Genomic DNA, 20,580 nt, shown 5'->3' on the forward strand with positions numbered 1-20,580 from the left:
CACACGCACCGTCATCTTGCCCCCGCTTCAGACCAAGACCAACGAGTCCACATCCGCCCCGAACGACGGTCCGTGGGAAACCAGCAACCTCAGGAAGCGACCGCTGCAGAGGCTCCGCCGTGCACCATGCCGCTCGGAATGTCGCCGTCGTTCAACAGCGCGACGAGGAGCCGCGCGGGATCGACGGGACCGGGCAGCGTGATCCGCCCGAAAGGCACCTGCTGAAAGCCGAAAGGGCCGTAATAAGGCGCATCGCCCACGAGCAGCACGACCTTGTCTCCAGCCGCAGCCGCGGCCTCCATTGCGGTACGCATCAACGCCTTGCCGAGACCCCGGTTCTTGAAATCGGGTGAGACGGTCAGCGGACCGAGCAACAGGGCGTCACTCTCGCCGATCCTGATCGGTGTCAGTCTGATGGACCCTGCGACCTGGTCGCCCGCGAGACCGACGAAAGAGACATCCGCACGGTGCGGCACGCCTTCACGAATACGGAAAGCGGTTCGCGCAAACCGGCCGGGCCCGAAAGCTTCGGCCTGCAGATTTTCAATTGCGGAAGTGTCGGTCGCGTTTTCGGGCCGGATGACCCATGTGGTCTGTTTCATTTGGCTGGTTCCAGCAAGCAGGCAATCTTTGGAGAAAGTCGCGCCTGCCAGGGCCTGGATGAAACGTGAGGGAAATCCAGGATCAGGTCAGCCGCGACGGTGCGGACGAGAGCTATCTCGTCGGCTGGTTCGTCGTCGAAGCGTAAGACCTGCGGTCATCTATCCCAGTCTCGTTGCGGCACCGGCCCGTTCTGGAGCCGGTATTTGCTGAAAGAGGAGAAGCGGTTACCACGCAACGGCTGCTTTGGTCCAGCGTTTTTTGCCTGTTTTTGACAACGGGCCGGATTGTTCACCAAGAGGGAACAGAGCATTCAATTGATTGATTTTTCGCTCCTGTGCACAACGTATCGACGAGAAGCAAAGCGAAGGAGCACATTATGGGACTGCTGGTCGACGGCGTCTGGAAAGACAAATGGTATGACACGAAATCCACCGGCGGCAGGTTCGTCCGCAATGAATCCTCTTTCCGGAACTGGGTCACGGCGGACGGATCAGCAGGCCCGACCGGTGACAGCGGTTTCAAGGCAGAGGCCGATCGCTATCACCTGTTTGTTTCCTACGCCTGTCCCTGGGCGCACCGCACCCTCGTGTTCCGCAAGCTCAAGAAGCTGGAAGACCTGATCCCCGTAACCGCCGTGCAGGCCTTGATGTTGGAAAACGGCTGGGAGTTCCCGGAAATCGAACCGCTGACGGGCGCCAAATACGCCTGGCACGTTTATACCAAGGCTGATCCCAACTACAGCGGCCGTGCGACCGTGCCGATCCTCTGGGACAAGAAGCAGAACACGATCGTCAGCAACGAGTCCTCCGAGATCATCCGGATGTTCAATTCGGCATTCGACGAGCTGACAGGGTCAAAACTGGATTTCTACCCGTCCGCCCTGCGCAGCGAGATCGACAGCATCAACGAGCGCGTCTATCACGCCATAAACAATGGCGTTTACAAATCCGGTTTCGCGACCACTCAGGAAGCCTATGAGGAAGCCGTGACGGAACTGTTCACGGCGCTCGACGAGGTGGAAGAGCGCCTCTCCCAACACCGTTATCTGGTTGGCGACCGCATGACCGAGGCCGACTGGCGGCTGTTCACGACGCTGTTGCGCTTTGATGCCGTTTATTTCGGGCATTTCAAATGCAACATTCGCCGGATTGAAGACTATCCGAACCTGTCGAACTACCTGCGGGAGCTGTACCAGGTGCCCAAGGTTTCCGAAACGGTCGATATGGAAACCATCAAGCAGCATTATTACGGCTCTCATGAGACCGTGAACCCCACCCGGATCGTTCCGGTCGGGCCTGAGCTGGACTTCACACGCCCCCACGATCGCGAGCGGTTCAAGGCAGCCGCCTGATCATTTGCGAAACATCAGTCTCGGCAGGATCCGCCCCACCTCGGCAGGGTCCCGCCGGAACAGCCATGCGCAGATTTCACCACCTGCCACCTTCCGGTGGCTGCCCGGAGCGAAATTCCTCAAGCCTGCGGGCGGTGGACCGGGTCAGCCCCTCCGGCAAATCTTCCAGCGCAAAAAACGCTGCTTCCTCAATCTCCGCATTGGGCTGAAGGAAGCTGTCGGCCTCTCGCCACTCGGACAAGTGATAAAGGCCGACATGGTCTCGGCCCGTCGCCTCTTCGTTCAGGAATACGTTGAGGAGCTGTGGCCGGGTGGCCGAGACGACACCCGCCTCTTCCAGAACTTCCCTGCAGGCGGCCTCCTCCATGGTCTCGCCCTTGTCCACGCCGCCGCCCGGCAAGTACCAACCGGCGACATAACTGTGCCGCACGAGCAGCACCCGGTTGCCCTCGTCTTCGACGATCACCCGCACACCGAGCGTGAACGGGTTCCGAACCAATCCAATTCCCTGGATCAGACGTGTGGTTACCGGCGTCGGCAGAATTGACAATATCTTCAACATTTTCAGTATCTTATTCGATCCGAACGGGAAGTAAAACTTTTTTAACCCATGCAATCCCCGCAGGGCTGACCCGTGAGAATAACGCTCCTCCTTTGTGCACTGCATGCATATATATCGGGCAACTTGATGAATTCGAGGGCAGGTCCTCCGACCGCCCGAACCTGAAGGACAAACCAATGTTCAACGCTCTGTTTGGAAAACGCCGCCGCAACCGCACTCACTACCAGTGGAAGCCGGCCATCGATCTGACCAACCCGCGCATCGTCGCAACCCTGACCACCTTCCCGACCAACTAAGTCCGGTCGAAGGAACCTGTACGGAGAAGTCCCATGTTCGGATTTTTGAATGTTGTTGGCGCGACGCTGCGCGAAACCACGCGCTCCGCAGACAATAACACCGGGAAGGCACCGAAAGCCGTAAAGGCAATCAAACCGGTCAAGTAACCGGATTTCCGGCAGTTCCGAAGCTCATATGAAGGCGCCGCGTCATTTCTCCTTGACGCGGCGCTTTTCGTTTTGAAGATGCGCGACCATGTCCACATTCAGACTCGCCCATCTTTCCGACCCCCATCTGGGCCCGCTTCCGGACCCGAAGCTGCTACAGCTCTTTTCCAAGCGCATCCTCGGATACCTCAACTGGCGCCGCAACCGGTCCAGGATCATGGGAGGCAGCTATCTGGAACAACTCGTCGACGACATGAAGCGGCAGGCACCCGACCATATTGCCGTCACCGGCGATCTGGTGAACATCGCCCTGCCTCTCGAAATCAGCGGCGCACGCACCTGGCTTGAAGAAATCGGCGCGCCGGAGAATGTCTCCGTCGTTCCGGGAAATCACGATGCCTATGTGCCGGGGGCCGTGCGCCGGGCCCGTGCGGCCTGGTGGCCGTACATGCGCGGAGACGGCGCGGGCGATGTACCGCCCAACGGCACCAAGTCGCAAGCGACCTTTCCCTATGTGCGCAAACGGGACGGCATTGCCCTTGTAGGCGTGACGACCGGCCGTGCCAGCGGCCCCTGGTTTGCGACCGGACGTGCCGGCAGCAAGCAGAGCAAACGCCTGCGTGCAACCCTGGACGACCTTGGCCGGGACGGTTTCTTTCGCGTGGTGATGCTCCATCACCCCCCGTTCCCACACGCCACCCATTGGCACAAGCGCCTGTCCGATGCCTCCAGAGTCCGCGCCGTGGTCAAGAGGGCCGGCGCGGAGCTGATCCTGCATGGCCACACCCATATTGATAGCTTCGAGCATATCGAGGGTCCGGATGGCCGCGTCCCCGTGGTTGGCGTGCCTTCGGCCACCAGCGCACCCGGCGGCAAGAAGCCTGCCGCCCGTTACAATCTGTTCCGGATCGAAAAGACAAACGAAGGCTGGACTTGCCAGATGGAAGAGCACGGCTTTTCCGCGCCGAACGAACCGGTGAAGCTGTTGAGTGAGCGGCAGGTGGACATACCGACCCACAGACCATGAGGTCACAGGGCGAGGCTGCCTATCTGCTTGAGGAAAAACGTCAACGCGCGCGAATGCGACTGCCCGCCGCCATAGCCTTACGATCCCAATTGGGAAAACCGGTTGGCTTGGGTGGAGGCACCGTCAAACGGGCGTCCTGAAACACCCCTTGCTTGATGAGGGTACCGCCTTCATGGGCGGCACATTCGTGAGCTTCCAGACAGCACCTCAGGTACCCCGTCGGAAGTCCGCCCTAGAGCGGATTGGCAAACCAGGCAAAGACGATCAGTCCGACCACACCGGCAGCAAGACCGATACCGAATGCACCGGCAACGGCCATCCAGGGTGTGCGGCTTTCCTTGACGCGCACGACCTTGCTTTCGAGCGCCACCTGCCGAAGCCGGTTGTTGAGCCAGTCGCCTTCCAGTGCCTTTTCCCGTTCCAGCACGCGCTCAGCAATATACTCGGTCAGGCAATCGGCCATGTCATCGATATTGGACGTTTCCAGAATGACCACCCGGCCCAGACGCGTATCCTTCAGGAACCGGTAGGTGCGCCGGTCTCCACCAACGGCCACATGGCTGGTCGCATCGATCCACAGCCGCGGTGTCGAGCCGGAAATGATCTGAAGGGAAAACTGGTCATCGTCTTCGGGTATTTCCCTGAAAACGTCCTTCAGCTCGTCTGCGAGCATGTCCAGCCGGGCACGCTCGGTCTCCTGCAGCTCAACCACCACGTCCGAACGTTCGACTTCGCCAAGCTGAACCTTACGGATTGCATCGCGCAAGGACCGCATGCGCGTATGTGGGACGACGTTATCCTGCATTTCAGACATGGGGTACACGTGACTCCGTTGTACAGCCGTTGGTGAATCAAGTCTTAACTGACTCTATCGCGAGTGAAACAGCCACACGGGCCTCACCTGCGAGCTATCCACTGGCAATGCTCCAAACATGGTTAACAGAGATTAAGGTATTTTTGGGTTTCGCGCCAGCAACGGACCGCTGGCCTGACAGCTATTCATGGGGTAAGCAGAAGCATACTGCGATTGTGGAGTTTCGCTCATGAACGTGGACGGCAAGAAATATCGCACGATCTGGTTGGCGGAAGAGGACGGCCCGGTCGAAATCATCGATCAGACAAAGTTTCCCCACACGTTCGAAACTGCCCTGCTCCACACCATGGAAGACGCCGCCCGCGCAATCCGGATCATGCAGGTGCGCGGGGCACCGCTGATCGGGGCAACGGCCGCCTATGGCGTCGCGCTGGCCATGCGGGCAGATCCCTCAGACGACAATCTCCACGCCGCCTGTTCCTCCCTGCTGGAAACCCGGCCGACGGCCGTCAACCTTCAATGGGCGCTCGACAAGGCCCGCCGGACACTGGTCCGGATCGCGCCCGAAATACGCGAGGAAGCAGCCTTCAAGCTGGCGAACGACATCTGCGATGAGGACATCGCCATCAACATGGCCATCGGCATGCACGGCATGGAGTTGATCGCTGCCATCTCCAGGCTCAAGAGAGCCGGTGAGCCGGTCAACATCCTCACCCATTGCAATGCCGGCTGGCTGGCAACCGTCGACTGGGGCACTGCGACGGCGCCGATCTACATGTCCCACGACGGCGGTATCCCCGTCCATGTCTGGGTCGATGAAACCCGGCCGCGCAATCAGGGAGCGTTCCTGACCGCCTGGGAACTCGGCCATCACGGCGTCCCGCATACCGTGATTGTCGACAATGCCGGCGGTCACCTGATGCAGCATGGCGAAGTTGATATCGTCATCACCGGAACGGACCGCACCACCGCCACCGGCGATGTCTGCAACAAGATCGGCACCTATCTGAAGGCCCTGGCGGCAAAGGACAACAGCGTGCCCTTCTATGTCGCGCTGCCATCGCCAACCATCGACTTTTCCCTGTCAGACGGCATCCGGCAGATCCCGATCGAGGAGCGCGGAGGCGACGAGGTCAGCCACATCACCGGGCGCACAAGCGCCGGTGAGATCGAAACAGTGGAGATCGTCGCGGACGGCTCCCCCGTCGGCAATCCGGCTTTCGACGTGACACCCGCCCGCCTCGTCACCGGCCTCATCACCGAGCGCGGCGTTCTGGAAGCAAACCGCAAGGCCATCGCAGATGCCTTTCCCGAACGGGTGCGTGCGATCGCCTGAACGTCCACTCTCGAAAATCAGCGGCATCCGCTAAGAGCAAGGGGCCATCCTTCGAGACAGCACTTCGCGCGTCCTCAGGACAAGGGGGAGTTTGCGTTGCTGATTAGCGGTTTTGGCGTGCTTTCAAAGGCCCTTTGAGCTCGCAGTCCCCTTGCCCTTTTCAGGGTCTCGCAGATCCCAGCGTCACCCTATCACCGGTACATGCGGCGCGCGTTCTTGGCCGAGCAGCCCAAGCAGGCGCGGGTCTTCGGCAACTTCGATGGCCCGCTTGTAGGGTTTGAAGCCGCAGGCCTGGTAAAAGAGCAGCGCCTGAGGGCTGTCACCGGTGCAGGTGTGCACCCAGAGGCGTTTCGTTTCCGGGCGGGACCATACGATATCCAGCGCCTGGGCCATCAACCACCGCCCAAGCCCGCCACCTATGGCGCCCGGCACCAGGCCGAAATAGGCAAGTTCCGGCTCTTGTGGGTTGGCAAAATCCAGTTCCAAAGTTCCAACAGGCTTGCCGTCGATCATCGGCAGATAGTTCTCACGCCCCGGCTCGGCGAGCAGTTGTGTCAGCGTCGCATCGTCATGGACCAGCCGGCCGAACCAGATCCAGTCCTCGCCCACTTCGCGGAAGAGCTGGCGATAGCTGTCTGGATCCGGCGTCTCCCACCTCTTCAGCGTCACATCGCTGCGCGGCGGGGCAAGCGGCATTTCCGGCGCCTGAAGCATTTCCAGAAACGTCACCACGAAGGCAACCTTGCCCTCCGGGATATCCGTATATCCATCGAGATTGAGCGCTTGCGTCGACATGAAAACTCCAGATTGCCGTGTCGTTGGCAGGACTTACCAAATGACAGGATCATCGCCAAGCACCCTGGGCAGAATGCGTCTGATTAAGGGCTTGTTAACCATCTTCGCACACAGTCTGTTCAGATCTCCAGGAAGGAGCTGCCATGGCAAAGGTCGGAAACTACGTCCAGCGGGACTACCACAAAACTTTCAGCACGAAGCGGAAGTCGACTTGGTCTGACTACAACAAGGCCTGGAACGGACGCCGACAGGGGTCGTCCCAGAAAATGCAGCAGCTTCGTAATCTGGCATCCACTTTCGCGTCCATCAATACACAGGCCTCTCAGACAAACACACTGTTTGTCATGCAGAACCAGGGCCGGCTGGGTGGCTATGCAAACCAGACAGCCGCGATGGCCCGCATCAACGTGCTCGTCTAGTTTTGCGAGCCGATAGCCAGGTGGCTGCTCTGCCGGAAGACCCTTCTCCAGACAAAACTTACGTAGCGTTTTCCGGGAATATGACCCGTTAAGACTTTGTTCATCCTTTCGGGAGCTATGCTGATTCAGTCTTTTGAAAAGGCAATCGCATGGCCAAGGTCAGCAGCTACTTCCAACGGGATTATTCCAGACGTTTCAGCTCCAGCAAGAAGCTCTCGCTGGCTGACTTCAACAAGGCATGGGCAAAGCGGCGTCAGACGGCCGCAAAGCGCATCGACCAGTTGAACAACCTCGCTTACGTGATGCAATCGATCAACACGCAGGCCTCGCAGGCCAATACGCTGTTCGTCATGCAGAACCAGGGGCGGCTCGGTACATACGCCAGCCAGACCGCTGCCATGGCGCGGATCAACGTGGTGGTTTGAAGCGCGGCGCGAGAAGTTCGCAGGCTTTCAACAGAGGCTTGTTGAACGCTCCGGCGAATGCACCCCTCAGATGGAACCGATTGTCTTCAGCTTGATCCGCGGATGCACCTCCGCCTGGCTCATGATCGTCGTATGGGCGCGGAAGCGCTCGACGATGGAGCGTACAAACGGACGGGTCTGCGGTGAGGTCAGCAGCACGGGAACCTCGCCCTGCTGGGCAGCGTGCTCGAACGCATCGCGGACACTGCCGACGAATTCCTGCAGCTTGCTCGGCTGCATGGCGAGCTGACGGTCGTCACCCTCGCCGATGATGGATTCCAGGAAAGCCTGTTCCCATTTCGGCGACAGGGCGATCAGCGGCAGATAGCCGCCTGGCGCCAGATTGGCGGCGCAGATCTGCCTGCCGAGCCGGGTGCGCACGTGTTCGGCAATGGTGTCCGTGTTACGGGTCATCCCGGTCGCTTCGGAAACGCCCTCCAGAATGGTACCGAGATCGCGAACCGAAATCCGCTCGCCCAGCAGCGTCTGCAACACCCGCTGGACACCGGAAACGGTGATCTGGGACGGGATCAGGTCTTCGACCAGTTTGGCCTGCTCGCCCTTCAGCTCCTTCAGCAGCTTCTGAACGTCGCCATAAGTCAACAGCTCGCTGATGTTGCCCTTGATCGTCTCGGTCAGGTGGGTGGAGAGAACGGTTGCCGGATCCACCACCGTGTAACCACGCAAGGATGCGTCCTCGCGGTATTGGGCTTCCACCCAGGTCGCGGGCAACCCGAAAGTCGGCTCGGTGGTATGTGTGCCCGGCAGCTTGACCTGCCCTCCGGCGGGATCCATCACCATGAAGTGGTTCGGGTAAAGCACGCCGCGGCCGGCTTCGACCTCCTTCACCTTGATGACGTAGTCGTTCGCGCCGAGCTGAATGTTGTCGAGGATGCGCACCGGCGGCATGATCACGCCCATGTCGCCCGCAATCTGGCGGCGCAGGGCCTTGATCTGCTCGGTCAGAACGTCGTTATCGCCCGTCGCCTTGCCGTTGATCAGCGGCAGCAGGGCATAGCCAAGTTCGATGCGCAGTTCGTCCATCTTCAGGGCATCGGTAATCGGCGGCTCGGGCGGTGGCTTCGGCGCGGCTTCGACGGCCTTGACCATTTCGGCCTTGGCGGCTTCCTTCTTCTTTTTCGAGCCGACGGAAAAGGCCAGATAGCCAGCAAGACCGGCAAGGCCGAAGAACGGGACCATCGGCATTCCGGGAAGCAGCGCCAGGATCATCATCACCGCCGCAGACATGCCCAGTGCCTTCGGATAGCCGGTGAACTGGCTGGTCAGCGCCTTGTCGGCGGCGCCATGAACGCCGGCCTTGGAAACGAGAAGACCTGCGGCTGTCGAGACGATCAGCGCCGGGATCTGAGAGACAAGACCATCACCGATGGTCAGCAGCGTGTAGTTGTTGGCCGCCTCGGTGAAGGTAAGCTCCATCTGGGCAACGCCGATGAAGATCCCGCCGAGAATGTTGATGAAGGTGATCAGAAGGCCGGCGATGGCATCGCCGCGCACGAATTTGGACGCACCGTCCATGGCGCCGAAGAAGGCGCTTTCGTCCTCCAGCGCCTTGCGGCGAGACTTTGCTTCCGCCTCGTCGATGAGACCTGCGGAAAGATCCGCGTCGATCGCCATCTGCTTGCCAGGCATGGCATCCAGGGTGAAGCGCGCGGCGACTTCCGCGATACGGCCGGAACCCTTGGTGATGACGACGAAGTTCACGATCACCAGGATCGCGAACACGATGATCCCGATGACAAAGTTCCCGCCCATGACAAGATTGCCGAAGGACTGGATGACGTTGCCAGCCGCCGCCGTTCCTTCATGGCCATTTGCCAGGATCAGCCGTGTGGAGGAAATGTTCAGACCAAGCCGCAGCATGGTCGCGATCAGCAACACTGTCGGGAAAGACGAGAATTCGAGTGGCCGCTGGATGAACAGGCCCGTCATGAGGATCATGACCGAAAAGATGATGGATACCGCCAGGAACGCGTCCAGCATCATGGGCGGCATCGGCAGGATCAGGAGCGTCAGGATGACGAGAATGCCGGTGGCAAGACCGACGTCACCTCGGCGCAGGGTGTCAAACACCTCCTGAAGGAAGGGGAAGGCGGCAAGACCGGTAGCCGCGGCGGGCGCAGCCGTCTGCTGCTCCGCTGAGGGGCCTTCCGTTCTGCGCTGTTCGCCTGCCGCCGTGTCCGACATTTCTGTTCTGGTATCCTGTGACCGCCGCCCGGATCACCGGGCATTCTCAGTCTTTGTTATGGTTCCTGCCGGTCCGATCAGGCCCGGGCTTCGCCCGGTCCGGGAACGCTTATTCCCTCATCGGTATATTGATTCAGCTTGTTGCGCAGCGTCCGGATTGAAATACCCAGTATTTTTGCAGCATGGGTGCGGTTGCCCAGGCAGTGATCGAGCGTGTCGAGAATGAGGTCACGCTCGACATCGGCAACGGTTCGCCCGACGAACGACCGCGTGACGGCCTCGGCCGTCTGTGCGGCGCGCTCCGCGGCCCCCTTGGACACAGTCAGCGGCGTGCCGTCCGGCATGCGGATCGCTTCCACGCCGATTTCGCCGCCGGACGCCAGCAGCACCGACCGGTGCATGGTGTTTTCCAGTTCCCGAACGTTGCCCGGCCACGGATTGGACATCAGCGCCTGGCGGGCTTCCACGGACAGCGGCCGCACCGGCATGCCGTTGGCTTCCGAGTAGTGCTTTATGAAGAACTGGGCGAGTTCCATGATGTCCGCCGGCCGTTCACGCAGTGCCGGCAGCTTCAGGTTCACCACATTGAGGCGGAACAGCAGGTCTTCCCGGAAATGCCCCTGCCGCACGCTTTCGGCAAGATCCCGGTTGGAGGTTGCCAGAATACGGATGTTGACCGGAACCGGGCGCGTGCCGCCAACGCGGTCGATCACCCTCTCCTGGATCGCGCGCAAGAGTTTGGCCTGCAGGCGAACGTCCATTTCCGAGATTTCATCCAGCAGCAGCGTGCCGCCGTCCGCTTCCTCGAACTTGCCGATCCGCCGGGCAACCGCACCGGTGAAGGCCCCCTTCTCGTGGCCGAAGAGCTCGGATTCCAGAAGATGTTCGGGGATCGCCGCACAGTTGATCGAGATAAACGGCTTGGACGCCCGGTTCGAACACTTGTGCACATGGCGGGCGATGACTTCCTTACCCGTACCGCTTTCACCGGTGATCAGCACCGAGGCATCCGACGGCGCGACCTGTTCGGCAAGCTTGACCACCGATGCCATGGCATCGTCCCGGTAGATCAGATCGCCCCGCTCCTGGGCGACAGCCGCCAGCACTGCGGCGATCAACTCCGGATCGGGCGGCAGCGGAATATATTCCTTCGCGCCGGCCCGGATGGCGGAGACCGCTGCCTGGGCATCCGTTTCCACGCCGCAGGCCACCACTGGCACGTGAACACGTTCGTTCTGAAGTTTCTGGATCAGCCCGGCAATGTCGAGATGAACCTCGACCATCAGGAGGTCCGCGCCGCGACCGGAGCGAAGCACCTTCAGGGCCCCTTCGATATCGTCCGCATGGGTGACCTGAGCCCCGCCCTGCATCGCGATCTTGGAAGCCGTCGTCAGCTGACCGCCGAGCGTTCCGACAATTAACAGCCGCATCCGTTACTTTCCCTATCGATCCGTCTTGATGATTTCAGTCATGGTCACACCCAGCTTGTCTTCCACCAGGACGACTTCGCCACGGGCGACCAACCGGTCGTTCACATAGATATCGATGGCTTCCCCCACCTTCCGGTCGAGTTCCAGAACCGTTCCGGATGCCAGTTTCAACAGGTCCGACACATGCATTCTGGAGTGTCCCAGGACAGCGGAAATTCGCACGGGAACGTCGAACACGGCTTCAAGGTCGGCCGCGGATTGCGGTACATGCGTTTCGCTATCGTCGAGCCGGCGCTCCGGCGCCTCGAGCTCGTCGAGCGGAATGTTATGGTCTTGCTCGTCGCTCATGCGTCAGTTTCCTTTTCCGCCGACGTGTCGGAGGTCTTGCTGCGTCTTTCCGCGCTTCGCCCGCGCAGGTAGGAACGAATGCTGGCATCGATTTCGGCTTCGATCGCCTTGCGATCGCGTCTGATACCGCCGTCGGCCCACTCGATGTGGCAATCACCACGGCCGATGTCCGGTTCGCCGAGGATGACCAGCCGCCCCTCGAAGCCCTTCTCGTGAATGATCGGATCCACCTGGGCCTTCAGCGCCTCGACATCCTTCTCCGCGATCCGGATGACAAGATGTGGCGCCTTGCGCAACGGTCCGAGGCATTCTGACACCAAAGCCACCGTCTCTGCCAGCGGCTGGCGCGCAATCAGATGGGCACACAGGCGTCTGGCCACAAGAAAAGCGAGGCTGATGGCATCTTTCTCGCGATCCGTCACCTGACCGTCCAGGGTTTCCAGAACGCGGGCAACGGAATCGGCAAGATGGCTGACTTCGGCCGTGAGCAGGGTTTCCTGCTTGGTCTGCAGGTCCTGAAGCGCTTTCACGCGGCCTTCCTCGAAAGCCTGAGCCTTTGCCTTCTTCAGGATTTCCTCATGCTGGGCAACCGGAATCATCGGTATCTCCGGCTCGACGGGTGCGACCTCTTCCGGCACTTCAGGCTCGGAAAAGTCGACGTTGAACAGAAATTTCGATGGGTTGGTCATGCGTCCCATTTTGCTGTAAGTGCCTGCCGTTTGCCGCATCAGTAGATGATTTCATCCTCGCCCTTGGACTTGGAGATCATGATCTCGCCTTTTGCCGCCAGGTCCTTGGCCTTGTTCACCATGCCGGTCTGCGCTTCGTCCACGTCGCGCAACCGCACGGGTCCGAGCGCATCCATATCGTCCTGCAGCAGCTTTGCAGCGCGCGACGACATGTTGCCGAAGAAGAATTCCCTTGCCGTGTCCGTGGACCCCTTGAGCGCAATGGCCAGGGCGTCCTTTTCGACGTGCCGCAGCAGCGTCTGTGCGCTGGCCGCGTCGAGCTTCAACAGGTCGTCGAAGGTGAACATCAGCGTCTTGATGCGGTCTGCCGCTTCCCGGTTGTCCTCTTCCAGGGCTGCCAGGAAGCGGGCCTCGGTCTGCCGGTCGAAATTGTTGAAGATCTCCGCCATCATCTCGTGACTGTCGCGCCGCGAGGTATTCGTGAGGTTCGACATGAATTCCACGCGAAGCGTCTGTTCCACCTTCTCCAGAACTTCCTTCTGGACGGCGTCCATGCGCAGCATACGGCTGACCACTTCAAGCGCCAGTTCCTCCGGCAGGATGCCCAGCACCCGCGCAGCATGGTCGGAATTGATCTTCGAGAGTACCACCGCGACGGTCTGCGGATATTCGTTCTTGAGGTAGTTGGCGAGAACGTTTTCCTGCACGTTGGAGAGCTTCTCCCACATGTTACGTCCAGCAGGCCCCCGGATTTCCTCCATGATGATGGAGACCTTGTCGCCCGGCAGAAAACTGGCGAGCAGCCGCTCGGTCGCATCGACGTTGCCCGTCAGCGAGCCCTTGGAACTTACACGGCGCACGAAGTCCTTGAAGAGGTTCTCCAGCATGGTCGGCGTGACCGGGCCAAGGTTTGCCATGGCGGCAGACACCTGGCGAACCTCGATCTCGTCAAGCTTGGCCCAGATCGGCGCACCGTGGGACTCGCCAAGCGCGAGAAGCAGAACGGCTGCCCGTTCCGCTCCCTTCAGCTCGCGCTCTTCCTCGTCAGCGCTGACCTTGAGCTGTTTCTGGAGTTGATCGTTCACTGTCAGGCCGCCTGTTCATCCAGCCAACCGCGGACGATGGTCACCGCTTCGGTCGGGTGGTCCTTGATCATGTCGCCCACTTTGGCAATCGAGCTTGCCTGCATCGCCCCTTCCTGTTTGGCCTGTTCCAGCCATTCGATCACGAATTCGTCTTCCACGGCTTCTTCCTGCGGGACTTCCGTTTCTATCACCAGCGTACCATCCGGACCGATCATCAGTTCCTGCGGCTGCTTTTCTTCCGGTGTCACGATGCGGCGCAGCAGCGGGCGAACCACGAACAGCAGCAGCATAACCGCGATCAGGAACAGCACACCCAGTTCGGCAAAGCGGATGATGTCGTTGCGGGTGAAGTCGAACAGGCTGTCGCTTTCTGCAAGCAGGTCGTCCTGCGGCGGAAGCGCGAACTGCAGGTTCACGACTTCAACGACGTCGCCCCGTTCAGAATCGAACCCGACGGCGGAGCGTACCAGAACGGCGATCCGGTCCAGCGTTTCCTGAGACCGCGGCGTGTAGGTGCTGCCGCCATTGCCATCCGGCTGATAGGTGCCGTCGACCAGAACGGCAACGGACAGCCGCTTGATCTTGCCGGCCTCGACAACCTCGGTCCGGGTCGAATGGGAAATCTCGTAATTGACGATTTCCTCGGTGACGGACGAGGTGTCCCGCTCCGCACCGCCCTGACCGGCATCCGCATTCGGCAACTGGTTGGCAACGGTAACCTGCCCGTTCCGGGACACGGCGGAAGAAGCCTCTTCCTTGGACTGGGTGGAACGTACCACCTGTCCGTCCGGATCGAAGGTCTCGGTGGTTTCCGTCAGGCGATTGTAGTCGACTTCCGCGTTGACGCGCACCCGCGCCCGGCCCGGCCCGACGACGGAGTTGAGAATTTCCTCGATCTGGTTGCGCAGCCGGCCTTCAACCTCGACAGTCCGCTCCTGCAGCGAATTCGTCAAAAGGCCGTCTTCGTCGTTGCCCACGCCGGAAGCCAGCAGGCGGCCGCTTTCATCGACGATGGAGACCCGGTCCGGCTCGAGGCCGTCAACGGCTGTGGCAACAAGGTGCTGGACCGCACGGATCTCACCCGGACCAAGCGCGCCGCGAACGTTCAGCACGATGGAGGCCGACGGCGGACGGCGGTCTTTCTGGAAAAGCTGGCGCTCGGGGATCACCAGATGAACGCGGGCCGCGCGGATACGGTCGAGAGACCCGATCGTGCGGGACAGCTCGCCTTCCATGGCGCGCAGGTGGTTGATGTTCTGGACGAAGCTTGTGGCGCCGAGCGTGTCTGACCGGTCGAAAATCTCGTAACCGATCGAACCGCCGGTCGGCAGCCCTTCGGCGGCCAGTTGCATGCGCAAACGGGCAACCTGTTCGTTCGGAACGAGAATCGAGGCCCCCTGCCGGGCGATCTCGAACTGCACGCCCTGACTTTCGAGCTGCGAAACGATGGCCGCCGAATCTTCCAGCGTCAGCTCATTATAGAGCGTCGTCATCTGGGGTGCCGTCACCCGGAAGATGATGAACGCGAAGACGCCGACAAGGATGGCAGCGACTGCCCCCATTGCAGCAATGCGCGCCGCCCCCAGGGTTTTTATGAATTCAACAAGTCCGTTCACGAATGCCCGCCCGCATCTGAAACATGTCCTTGCCGTTATTATTGGAGTCGGCCGGACACGCCACACCTTCGATGGGCAAAATTTGCCGCCCAGGTGGTTAACAAGTGGTTAACAAAACCTTTCCAATAAAGGCGGATCGGCCGATTTCTGCCATTTCCATTAATGCAAACTGCAACTGAGGTGGGGAAAAACTGCCTACTTCATTAATATTTGGATAAGTTTCTCACAGAGGGCAAGCCAAATAAAAAGGCCGGCAGAGCCGACCCTTTGATTGCGCCTTTGAGCGCGTTGCAGAAACTTTGTTCCGGATCAATTTCGATATTGCTGGATCCGGGTCGCTCGAAGCCCGGCAAGGCCGTGCTTTTCAATCGAGCTTTGCCAGGAGAGAAACTCCTCAACTGTCAGAGTGTACCTCTGGCAAGCTTCTTCAAGGGACAACAGGCCACCGCGAACTGCGGCAACCACCTCTGCCTTGCGGCGGATGACCCACCGCTTTGTCGAAGTCGGAGGCAGGTCCGCGATGGTTAGCGGGCTCCCGTCCGGTCCGATGACATATTTTACACGCGAACGAATGTGTTCGGTCATTGTACTCTCACACTAACCATGACCAAGGCTGATTTTGAGACTACAAGATGACGCTTAACAAACGCCTAAAGCAAAATTGTGTTTTTATTAACTATAAAATCGAAATTTAATGAATGATATTTAGGATTTGGGAAAGATAAACCGTCCAATTCTAAATAGTATTATATGAAAGCGTTAACCATATTTACCTGCTCGTGCAATTTGCAAGGCAATTCGGTTAACTGGAAAATTGCAGCACGCCCCCGCCGCACCTCAATCGCACATTTTATATGCCGGCAAATGTCCATCGTCCGCCGCAGCGCCTCGGAAACGCCCGCAAAGCGCAGAAAACCGCCCCGGATTGCTCCGGCGCGGCTTTCAAAAAAAATAGTTTGACGGGACGATCAGGACGGACGGGCGACCGACACCACGGAACTGACCGGGAATTCCTGACTGCCAACCTTCAGCACCGCCTCGCCGCTCGACCAGTCCACGCTGTCGACGACGCCGGATACGGTCGTTTTGACGGTTTCCGGGCGGCTGGAGGCGTCCTTCATGTCAAAGGAGATGGTGTAGAGCCCGTCGACGGCCTGCTGACCGGAGTCCGTCTGCCCGCCCCAGTAGAAGGTGCCATCCCCGGCAGCCAGTTCGATTTCGCCGCTGTAGACGATGGAACCGGCGCTGTTGCGGATCTCGAACTCGCCTGTCGCGTCTTCTTCCAGACTGTAGCTCCAGCTTGCCTTGCTGCCGGAAAGGGTCGTGGTGGACGCATCGGCGGTGACTTCATTGCCGATGTAGCTGACGTAGCCCATGCTCTGGTTGCTGGTCAGCGAGGCGATGATTTCTTCCAGGTTCTGGTTCTGCTTGATGGCCTGTTCGACACTCGAATACTGCACAAGCTGATTGGTGTATTCCGCCGAGTCCAGCGGATCCAGCGGATCCTGGTTCTGGATCTGGGTCGTCAGGATGCTGAGGAACAGTTCGTAATCGGCGATCAGGCCTGCCTGGCTGGTTGCCGAGCCGCTCTGCGACGATGCTGCGGAAGTTGGAGAAACAGTTGTCATTTTTCACTCCTGAGACGGCAACCCGCCCCGTTAAACTTTCATGTCCAGACCGCCGCGTTGTTCGGCGATAGTCATTCTGACAATGTCTTCAAGCATCGGATCAGCTTCTGCGGAAACCGTCCCTCCGCCACCGTTCATGGCCGGCCCTTGATCCCCCTCGCCCTGCTGGGAGCCGAACTGCTGCCCCCCGTCCTGCCTCAGGGAGAATTGCAGGTTGTCCGAATCCGTATTGAGACCCGCGGCCTCCAGCGCCCGTTCCAGGCCACGCTGGTCGCGCAGGAACATGTCCAGCGTCTCCGGCCGGTCGACACGCAGATGGGCCTGAACCTTGCCGTCGTGAGAAACCTTCATCTCAACTTCGACCCGGCCGAGTTCCGGCGGATCGAAACGCATCTGGAAGCGGGTATGGCCGTTCTTCAGATTGCGGGCGATCTCGGCCGCCACCTGGGTGGCCACATGGCCAGACTGGCTCTGGCTGGGCGCTTGCAGACTCTCGGTCCGCATTGCACCGGCCAGGTCGCCGCCGCGCACCGTTGCCGTGCCCATTTCACCGGAAATGCTCGTTTGCGGCAGATCTGCGGGCAGATCCGTTTCTTCAAATGCGATGTTCGAAAGCGCCGCCGCCGAAACAGCGACCGATGCGGCTCCGCGAGGCTCCGGCCCTGTCTGGTCCGCCGCGTTGGCGGCAGGGCCAGCCGCAGCCGTCTTGGCAGCGCCCGCGGCTTGCGGGCCGGCTTCAGCCTCAACAGCAGGCTTGACCAGACCGGCACCTTCCCCGGCAGCAGTTTCTCCGGCTGGTGGCTGGTCAGTCAGCACCGGCTGCGCCGCCGGCTGAACTGGCTGCGGCACCGGCGCGGCACCCGCATTCACGGTGGCAGCAACCTGGCTGGCCGCAGCGCCTGTGGTGCTTCCTGCCTTCGGTGCCGCTTCACCTGTTTCCGCAGTCACCGCCGCTACCTGGGCAGCCTCCCCACCCACTACGAGCGTGGCAGGCACTGCGGCAGCCGTCGAGCCCTCAATAGTGGCTGCGGCCTGAGCAACGGCCGAAACGGAAGCCGCATGAGTTCCTGCGGGTGTCGCAGCCGCGACCTGAAGACCAGGAGCCTCAGCCCCTTTCTGGCTCGCCACCTTTCCCGCCGCGTCAACAGCAGCCCCGATAGCTGCAGACGACTGCGGACTTGACGGCTGAACGGCGGGTGTTGCCGACGCTCTAAGTTCTTTCGGCAGCTCGCTTTGCCAGCGGCGCTCTGCCGTGACAGCGGCCGGCCGTGAAACGGCGGCCTGAGCCTCTGCACCCAAGGCAGCCCCCGGCCGCTCGGGCGTTGCAGGTTGTGTGGCGCTCGCCTCGGCATCCGCCGGTGCGCCGGTGAAATTCGGCGCTGTGGCCGCTGAAGCAGCACCTGTATTGGCCTTGCCTCCTGCATCGGCCGCAGGCAGAGGTGCTGTGCCATTTGCGGGACCATCCAGAGGCGTCGAAGATCCATTGCCTGAAAGCGGCGCGGAGCCGGACGGCGCTGCACCGGGAGCCGCTGTGCCAGCACCCCCTGCACCCGAAACCCCAGCCTCTGGAACACCGCGCCCAAAACCGCCTTCGCCCGAAACACCGGCGTTGGCGCTTATAGAAGCAGCAGCAGGGTTATCACCCGTTGCTTGCGACACTGGCTGCACAATCGGCGTGGCCGGCGCAAAATCAGCAGCCAGGGCAACCTCGCCAGACTGCACCCCGTCATCGCCCTCGGAAGAAAGCAGATCTTCCCCGGTTTTCACCGGCTGCGCGATACCGGACAGCGGCGCTGCGGCGCTGATATCTCCGGAGACAGCCGGATCGGCCACAGGCACTGCCGGGTCCACTGCGCCGGCGGGAGCAAGTTCGCCGGTGGCCATATTGGCCTGGATCTGCGTGGCAACCGCGCCAGGTACAAGCTGATCGGCCGTCCGGCCACCCTTGCCGGTGACAGCCGCGCTTGCCTGCGTCTTTGCTTGCTCTTTGCCCTGCCCGGCAATCGAGTTCAACTCGTCGGCAAATCCGTTTGCCTTCCCCTCAAGAGAGGAGGCTGCAGCAGAACCGGCAGACGCCTGTCCGCCAGCAAGCGCGCTGCCCGCGCCTGCTGCCAGCGCCCCGGCAGAAACATCCGTTGTCAGTCCAAATGGCAGCACGTTTGCCCCCAGATCCCGGCCCGCATCGGCGGGCACATTACGTCACCGAGATTGGAAGCAAACATCGGGCCAAGTACGAAACGCGGAAAGACCCTTTGATTTCACTCATGTTTTTCAAGATCAGCCCCGCCCTGCACCGGCCTGCGGGCGGCAAGCTTTGCCGGTCAGGCAAAGCGTGCCTGCCATGCGGGGGAAGCAATTGGCAGCCGCTCTCCTTATCTGTATAGTGCCGCCAACTTTGAATTGGGCCCTTGATCGCCGCCCGCCCGACAGGGCGCGGATGGCCGGGACGGACAACCGCCCGCCTGTGCGATCGGCCGAAAACTTCTGGAAGTAAACTGGATGCGAAACAGTCTGGATCTGCCCGGCCGCCCGGAAGACACACGCGTTGTCGTCGCCATGTCCGGCGGGGTCGACAGCTCCGTCGTGGCCGCCCTGATGAAGGCCGAAGGCTACGACGTCATCGGCGTCACCCTGCAGCTTTACGATCATGGCGCCGCCGTCAGCAAGGCAAAGTCCTGCTGCGCGGGCGTCGACATTCACGATGCCCGCCGCGCGGCCGAAACCATCGGCATTCCCCACTACGTGCTGGATTATGAAAGCCGGTTCAAGGAACAGGTCATGGACCGTTTCGCCGACAGCTACATCGCCGGCGAAACCCCGATCCCATGCGTGTCCTGCAACCAGACGGTCAAGTTCACCGACCTTCTGAAGACCGCGAAGGATCTTGGCGCCGATGCACTGGCAACCGGCCACTATGTCCGCTCCACCCAGCAGGGCAACAAGCGCGCGCTTTTCCGCCCGGCTGATCTCGACCGCGACCAGAGCTATTTCCTGTTCGCCACCACGCAGGACCAGCTCGATTTCATCCGCTTTCCGCTTGGCGGCATGCCCAAGTCGAAGGTGCGTGAGCTTGCAGCCGAATTCGGCCTGACCGTCGCCAACAAGCCGGACAGCCAGGACATCTGCTTCGTGCCCAACGGCGATTATGCCGAGGTCATCCGCAAGCTGCGCCCCAATGCGGCCGAACCGGGCGAGATCGTCCATATGGACGGCCGCGTTCTGGGTGAGCACGACGGCATCATCCATTACACCATCGGCCAGCGCCGCGGCCTTGGCGTTGCCACGGGCGACCCGCTCTATGTGGTGCGCCTCGACCCGGACGAGCGCCGTGTCGTCGTCGGCCCTCGCGAGGCACTGGCGACCCGCACCATCCTGCTGCGCGAAATGAACTGGATCGGCGATCAGCCGCTGGACGAAGGCGACGAGATCGAGCTCTTCGCCAAGGTCCGCTCCACCCGCCCGCCGGCACCTGCCACCTTGCGCATCCTGAACGGCAAGGGCTTCGTCGATCTCGCCAACGGCGAAACCGGCGTTGCCCCGGGCCAGGCCTGCGTCTTCTTTGATACGGATGACGAAACAGCCCGCGTTCTGGGCGGCGGCTGGATCCACAAGACCGAACGCACGGGCGACTGGGCGATCGATTTTCCACAGGCCAAAGCCCCCGTTTCCGCGGCCTGAGGCCAGACAAAAAACTTTGCGGCCGGACGCCAATTCAACGCTTGACGCCCGCCCGCCGCCTCACTATAAGCACCCCACGTCGCGCGG

19 protein-coding genes are annotated in these 20,580 nt (G+C 60.9%); 6 read left to right on the top strand and 13 right to left on the bottom strand.

Annotation, left to right across the window (positions count from 1 at the left end; all coding sequences use genetic code 11):
• Positions 1-89: 89 nt before the first annotated feature.
• Positions 90-602, bottom strand: a complete 513-nt coding sequence (locus SIAM614_RS28700) for a GNAT family N-acetyltransferase (protein WP_006940054.1) — start codon at positions 600-602, stop codon at positions 90-92.
• Between the two features lie 377 nt (positions 603-979).
• On the opposite strand from SIAM614_RS28700, the gene SIAM614_RS28705 reads away from it, so the two are divergent.
• The gene (locus tag SIAM614_RS28705; protein ID WP_006940057.1) at positions 980-1,954 is read left to right on the top strand and encodes a glutathione S-transferase family protein; all 975 of its coding nucleotides are present in this window, start codon (positions 980-982) and stop codon (positions 1,952-1,954) included.
• Between the two features lie 76 nt (positions 1,955-2,030).
• On the opposite strand, the gene SIAM614_RS28710 is transcribed toward SIAM614_RS28705, so the two are convergent.
• On the bottom strand, positions 2,031-2,516 hold the full coding sequence (locus SIAM614_RS28710) for an NUDIX domain-containing protein (RefSeq protein ID WP_006940059.1): 486 nt from the start codon (positions 2,514-2,516) through the stop codon (positions 2,031-2,033).
• A 531-nt stretch (positions 2,517-3,047) separates the two neighbouring features.
• Between SIAM614_RS28710 and SIAM614_RS28720 the strand changes: the two genes are divergently transcribed.
• On the top strand, positions 3,048-3,986 hold the full coding sequence (locus SIAM614_RS28720; RefSeq protein WP_006940065.1) for a metallophosphoesterase family protein: 939 nt from the start codon (positions 3,048-3,050) through the stop codon (positions 3,984-3,986).
• 232 nt (positions 3,987-4,218) lie between these two features.
• Here SIAM614_RS28720 and SIAM614_RS28725 read toward each other — a convergent pair whose 3' ends face one another.
• Entirely contained in the window at positions 4,219-4,800 is a 582-nt protein-coding gene (locus tag SIAM614_RS28725; protein ID WP_006940067.1) for a hypothetical protein, read from the bottom strand.
• A gap of 229 nt (positions 4,801-5,029) precedes the next feature.
• Here SIAM614_RS28725 and mtnA point away from each other — a divergent pair, with 229 nt between their 5' ends.
• Positions 5,030-6,136, top strand: a complete 1,107-nt coding sequence (mtnA, locus tag SIAM614_RS28730; RefSeq protein WP_006940069.1) for an S-methyl-5-thioribose-1-phosphate isomerase — start codon at positions 5,030-5,032, stop codon at positions 6,134-6,136.
• Positions 6,137-6,319: 183 nt separating this feature from the next.
• On the opposite strand, the gene SIAM614_RS28735 is transcribed toward mtnA, so the two are convergent.
• On the bottom strand, positions 6,320-6,931 hold the full coding sequence (locus SIAM614_RS28735) for a GNAT family N-acetyltransferase (RefSeq protein WP_006940071.1): 612 nt from the start codon (positions 6,929-6,931) through the stop codon (positions 6,320-6,322).
• A 143-nt stretch (positions 6,932-7,074) separates the two neighbouring features.
• Between SIAM614_RS28735 and SIAM614_RS28740 the strand changes: the two genes are divergently transcribed.
• Both SIAM614_RS28740 and SIAM614_RS28745 read left to right on the top strand, forming a co-directional pair.
• Entirely contained in the window at positions 7,075-7,350 is a 276-nt protein-coding gene (locus SIAM614_RS28740) for a hypothetical protein (protein ID WP_006940073.1), read from the top strand.
• A 149-nt stretch (positions 7,351-7,499) separates the two neighbouring features.
• Positions 7,500-7,775 carry a hypothetical protein gene (locus SIAM614_RS28745; protein ID WP_006940074.1) on the top strand — a complete coding sequence of 92 codons (276 nt, stop codon included), beginning with the start codon at positions 7,500-7,502 and terminating at the stop codon, positions 7,773-7,775.
• Between the two features lie 66 nt (positions 7,776-7,841).
• Here the strand turns inward: SIAM614_RS28745 and flhA are convergent, their stop codons facing one another.
• From flhA to SIAM614_RS28790, 9 genes are all read right to left on the bottom strand, one after another.
• Positions 7,842-10,019: a flagellar biosynthesis protein FlhA gene (gene flhA, locus SIAM614_RS28750; RefSeq protein ID WP_006940076.1), complete on the bottom strand. Its 2,178-nt coding sequence runs from the start codon at positions 10,017-10,019 to the stop codon at positions 7,842-7,844.
• 77 nt (positions 10,020-10,096) lie between these two features.
• A complete protein-coding gene (flbD, locus tag SIAM614_RS28755; protein ID WP_006940078.1) occupies positions 10,097-11,449 on the bottom strand; it encodes a sigma-54-dependent transcriptional regulator FlbD in 1,353 nt (450 codons plus the stop codon).
• A gap of 12 nt (positions 11,450-11,461) precedes the next feature.
• The gene (gene fliN, locus SIAM614_RS28760) at positions 11,462-11,797 is read right to left on the bottom strand and encodes a flagellar motor switch protein FliN (RefSeq protein WP_006940080.1); all 336 of its coding nucleotides are present in this window, start codon (positions 11,795-11,797) and stop codon (positions 11,462-11,464) included.
• The gene (locus tag SIAM614_RS28765) at positions 11,794-12,486 is read right to left on the bottom strand and encodes a FliH/SctL family protein (RefSeq protein ID WP_208984119.1); all 693 of its coding nucleotides are present in this window, start codon (positions 12,484-12,486) and stop codon (positions 11,794-11,796) included. Before SIAM614_RS28765 ends, fliN begins: the two co-directional genes overlap by 4 nt.
• Positions 12,487-12,524: 38 nt before the next feature.
• The gene (gene fliG / locus SIAM614_RS28770; RefSeq protein WP_006940082.1) at positions 12,525-13,571 is read right to left on the bottom strand and encodes a flagellar motor switch protein FliG; all 1,047 of its coding nucleotides are present in this window, start codon (positions 13,569-13,571) and stop codon (positions 12,525-12,527) included.
• Between the two features lie 2 nt (positions 13,572-13,573).
• A complete protein-coding gene (gene fliF, locus SIAM614_RS28775) occupies positions 13,574-15,187 on the bottom strand; it encodes a flagellar basal-body MS-ring/collar protein FliF (protein ID WP_006940092.1) in 1,614 nt (537 codons plus the stop codon).
• A gap of 309 nt (positions 15,188-15,496) precedes the next feature.
• Positions 15,497-15,772: a CtrA inhibitor SciP gene (gene sciP, locus SIAM614_RS28780; protein ID WP_006940094.1), complete on the bottom strand. Its 276-nt coding sequence runs from the start codon at positions 15,770-15,772 to the stop codon at positions 15,497-15,499.
• A 383-nt stretch (positions 15,773-16,155) separates the two neighbouring features.
• Entirely contained in the window at positions 16,156-16,815 is a 660-nt protein-coding gene (locus tag SIAM614_RS28785; protein WP_006940096.1) for a flagellar hook assembly protein FlgD, read from the bottom strand.
• A 30-nt stretch (positions 16,816-16,845) separates the two neighbouring features.
• Positions 16,846-19,008 (bottom strand): flagellar hook-length control protein FliK, encoded by a 2,163-nt coding sequence (locus SIAM614_RS28790; RefSeq protein ID WP_006940097.1) that lies wholly within the window; start codon positions 19,006-19,008, stop codon positions 16,846-16,848.
• Between the two features lie 306 nt (positions 19,009-19,314).
• Between SIAM614_RS28790 and mnmA the strand changes: the two genes are divergently transcribed.
• A complete protein-coding gene (gene mnmA, locus SIAM614_RS28800) occupies positions 19,315-20,493 on the top strand; it encodes a tRNA 2-thiouridine(34) synthase MnmA (protein WP_006940098.1) in 1,179 nt (392 codons plus the stop codon).
• Positions 20,494-20,580: the final 87 nt, after the last annotated feature.

It is taken from the genome of Roseibium aggregatum IAM 12614 (genome assembly GCF_000168975.1).
GTDB lineage: Bacteria > Pseudomonadota > Alphaproteobacteria > Rhizobiales > Stappiaceae > Roseibium > Roseibium aggregatum.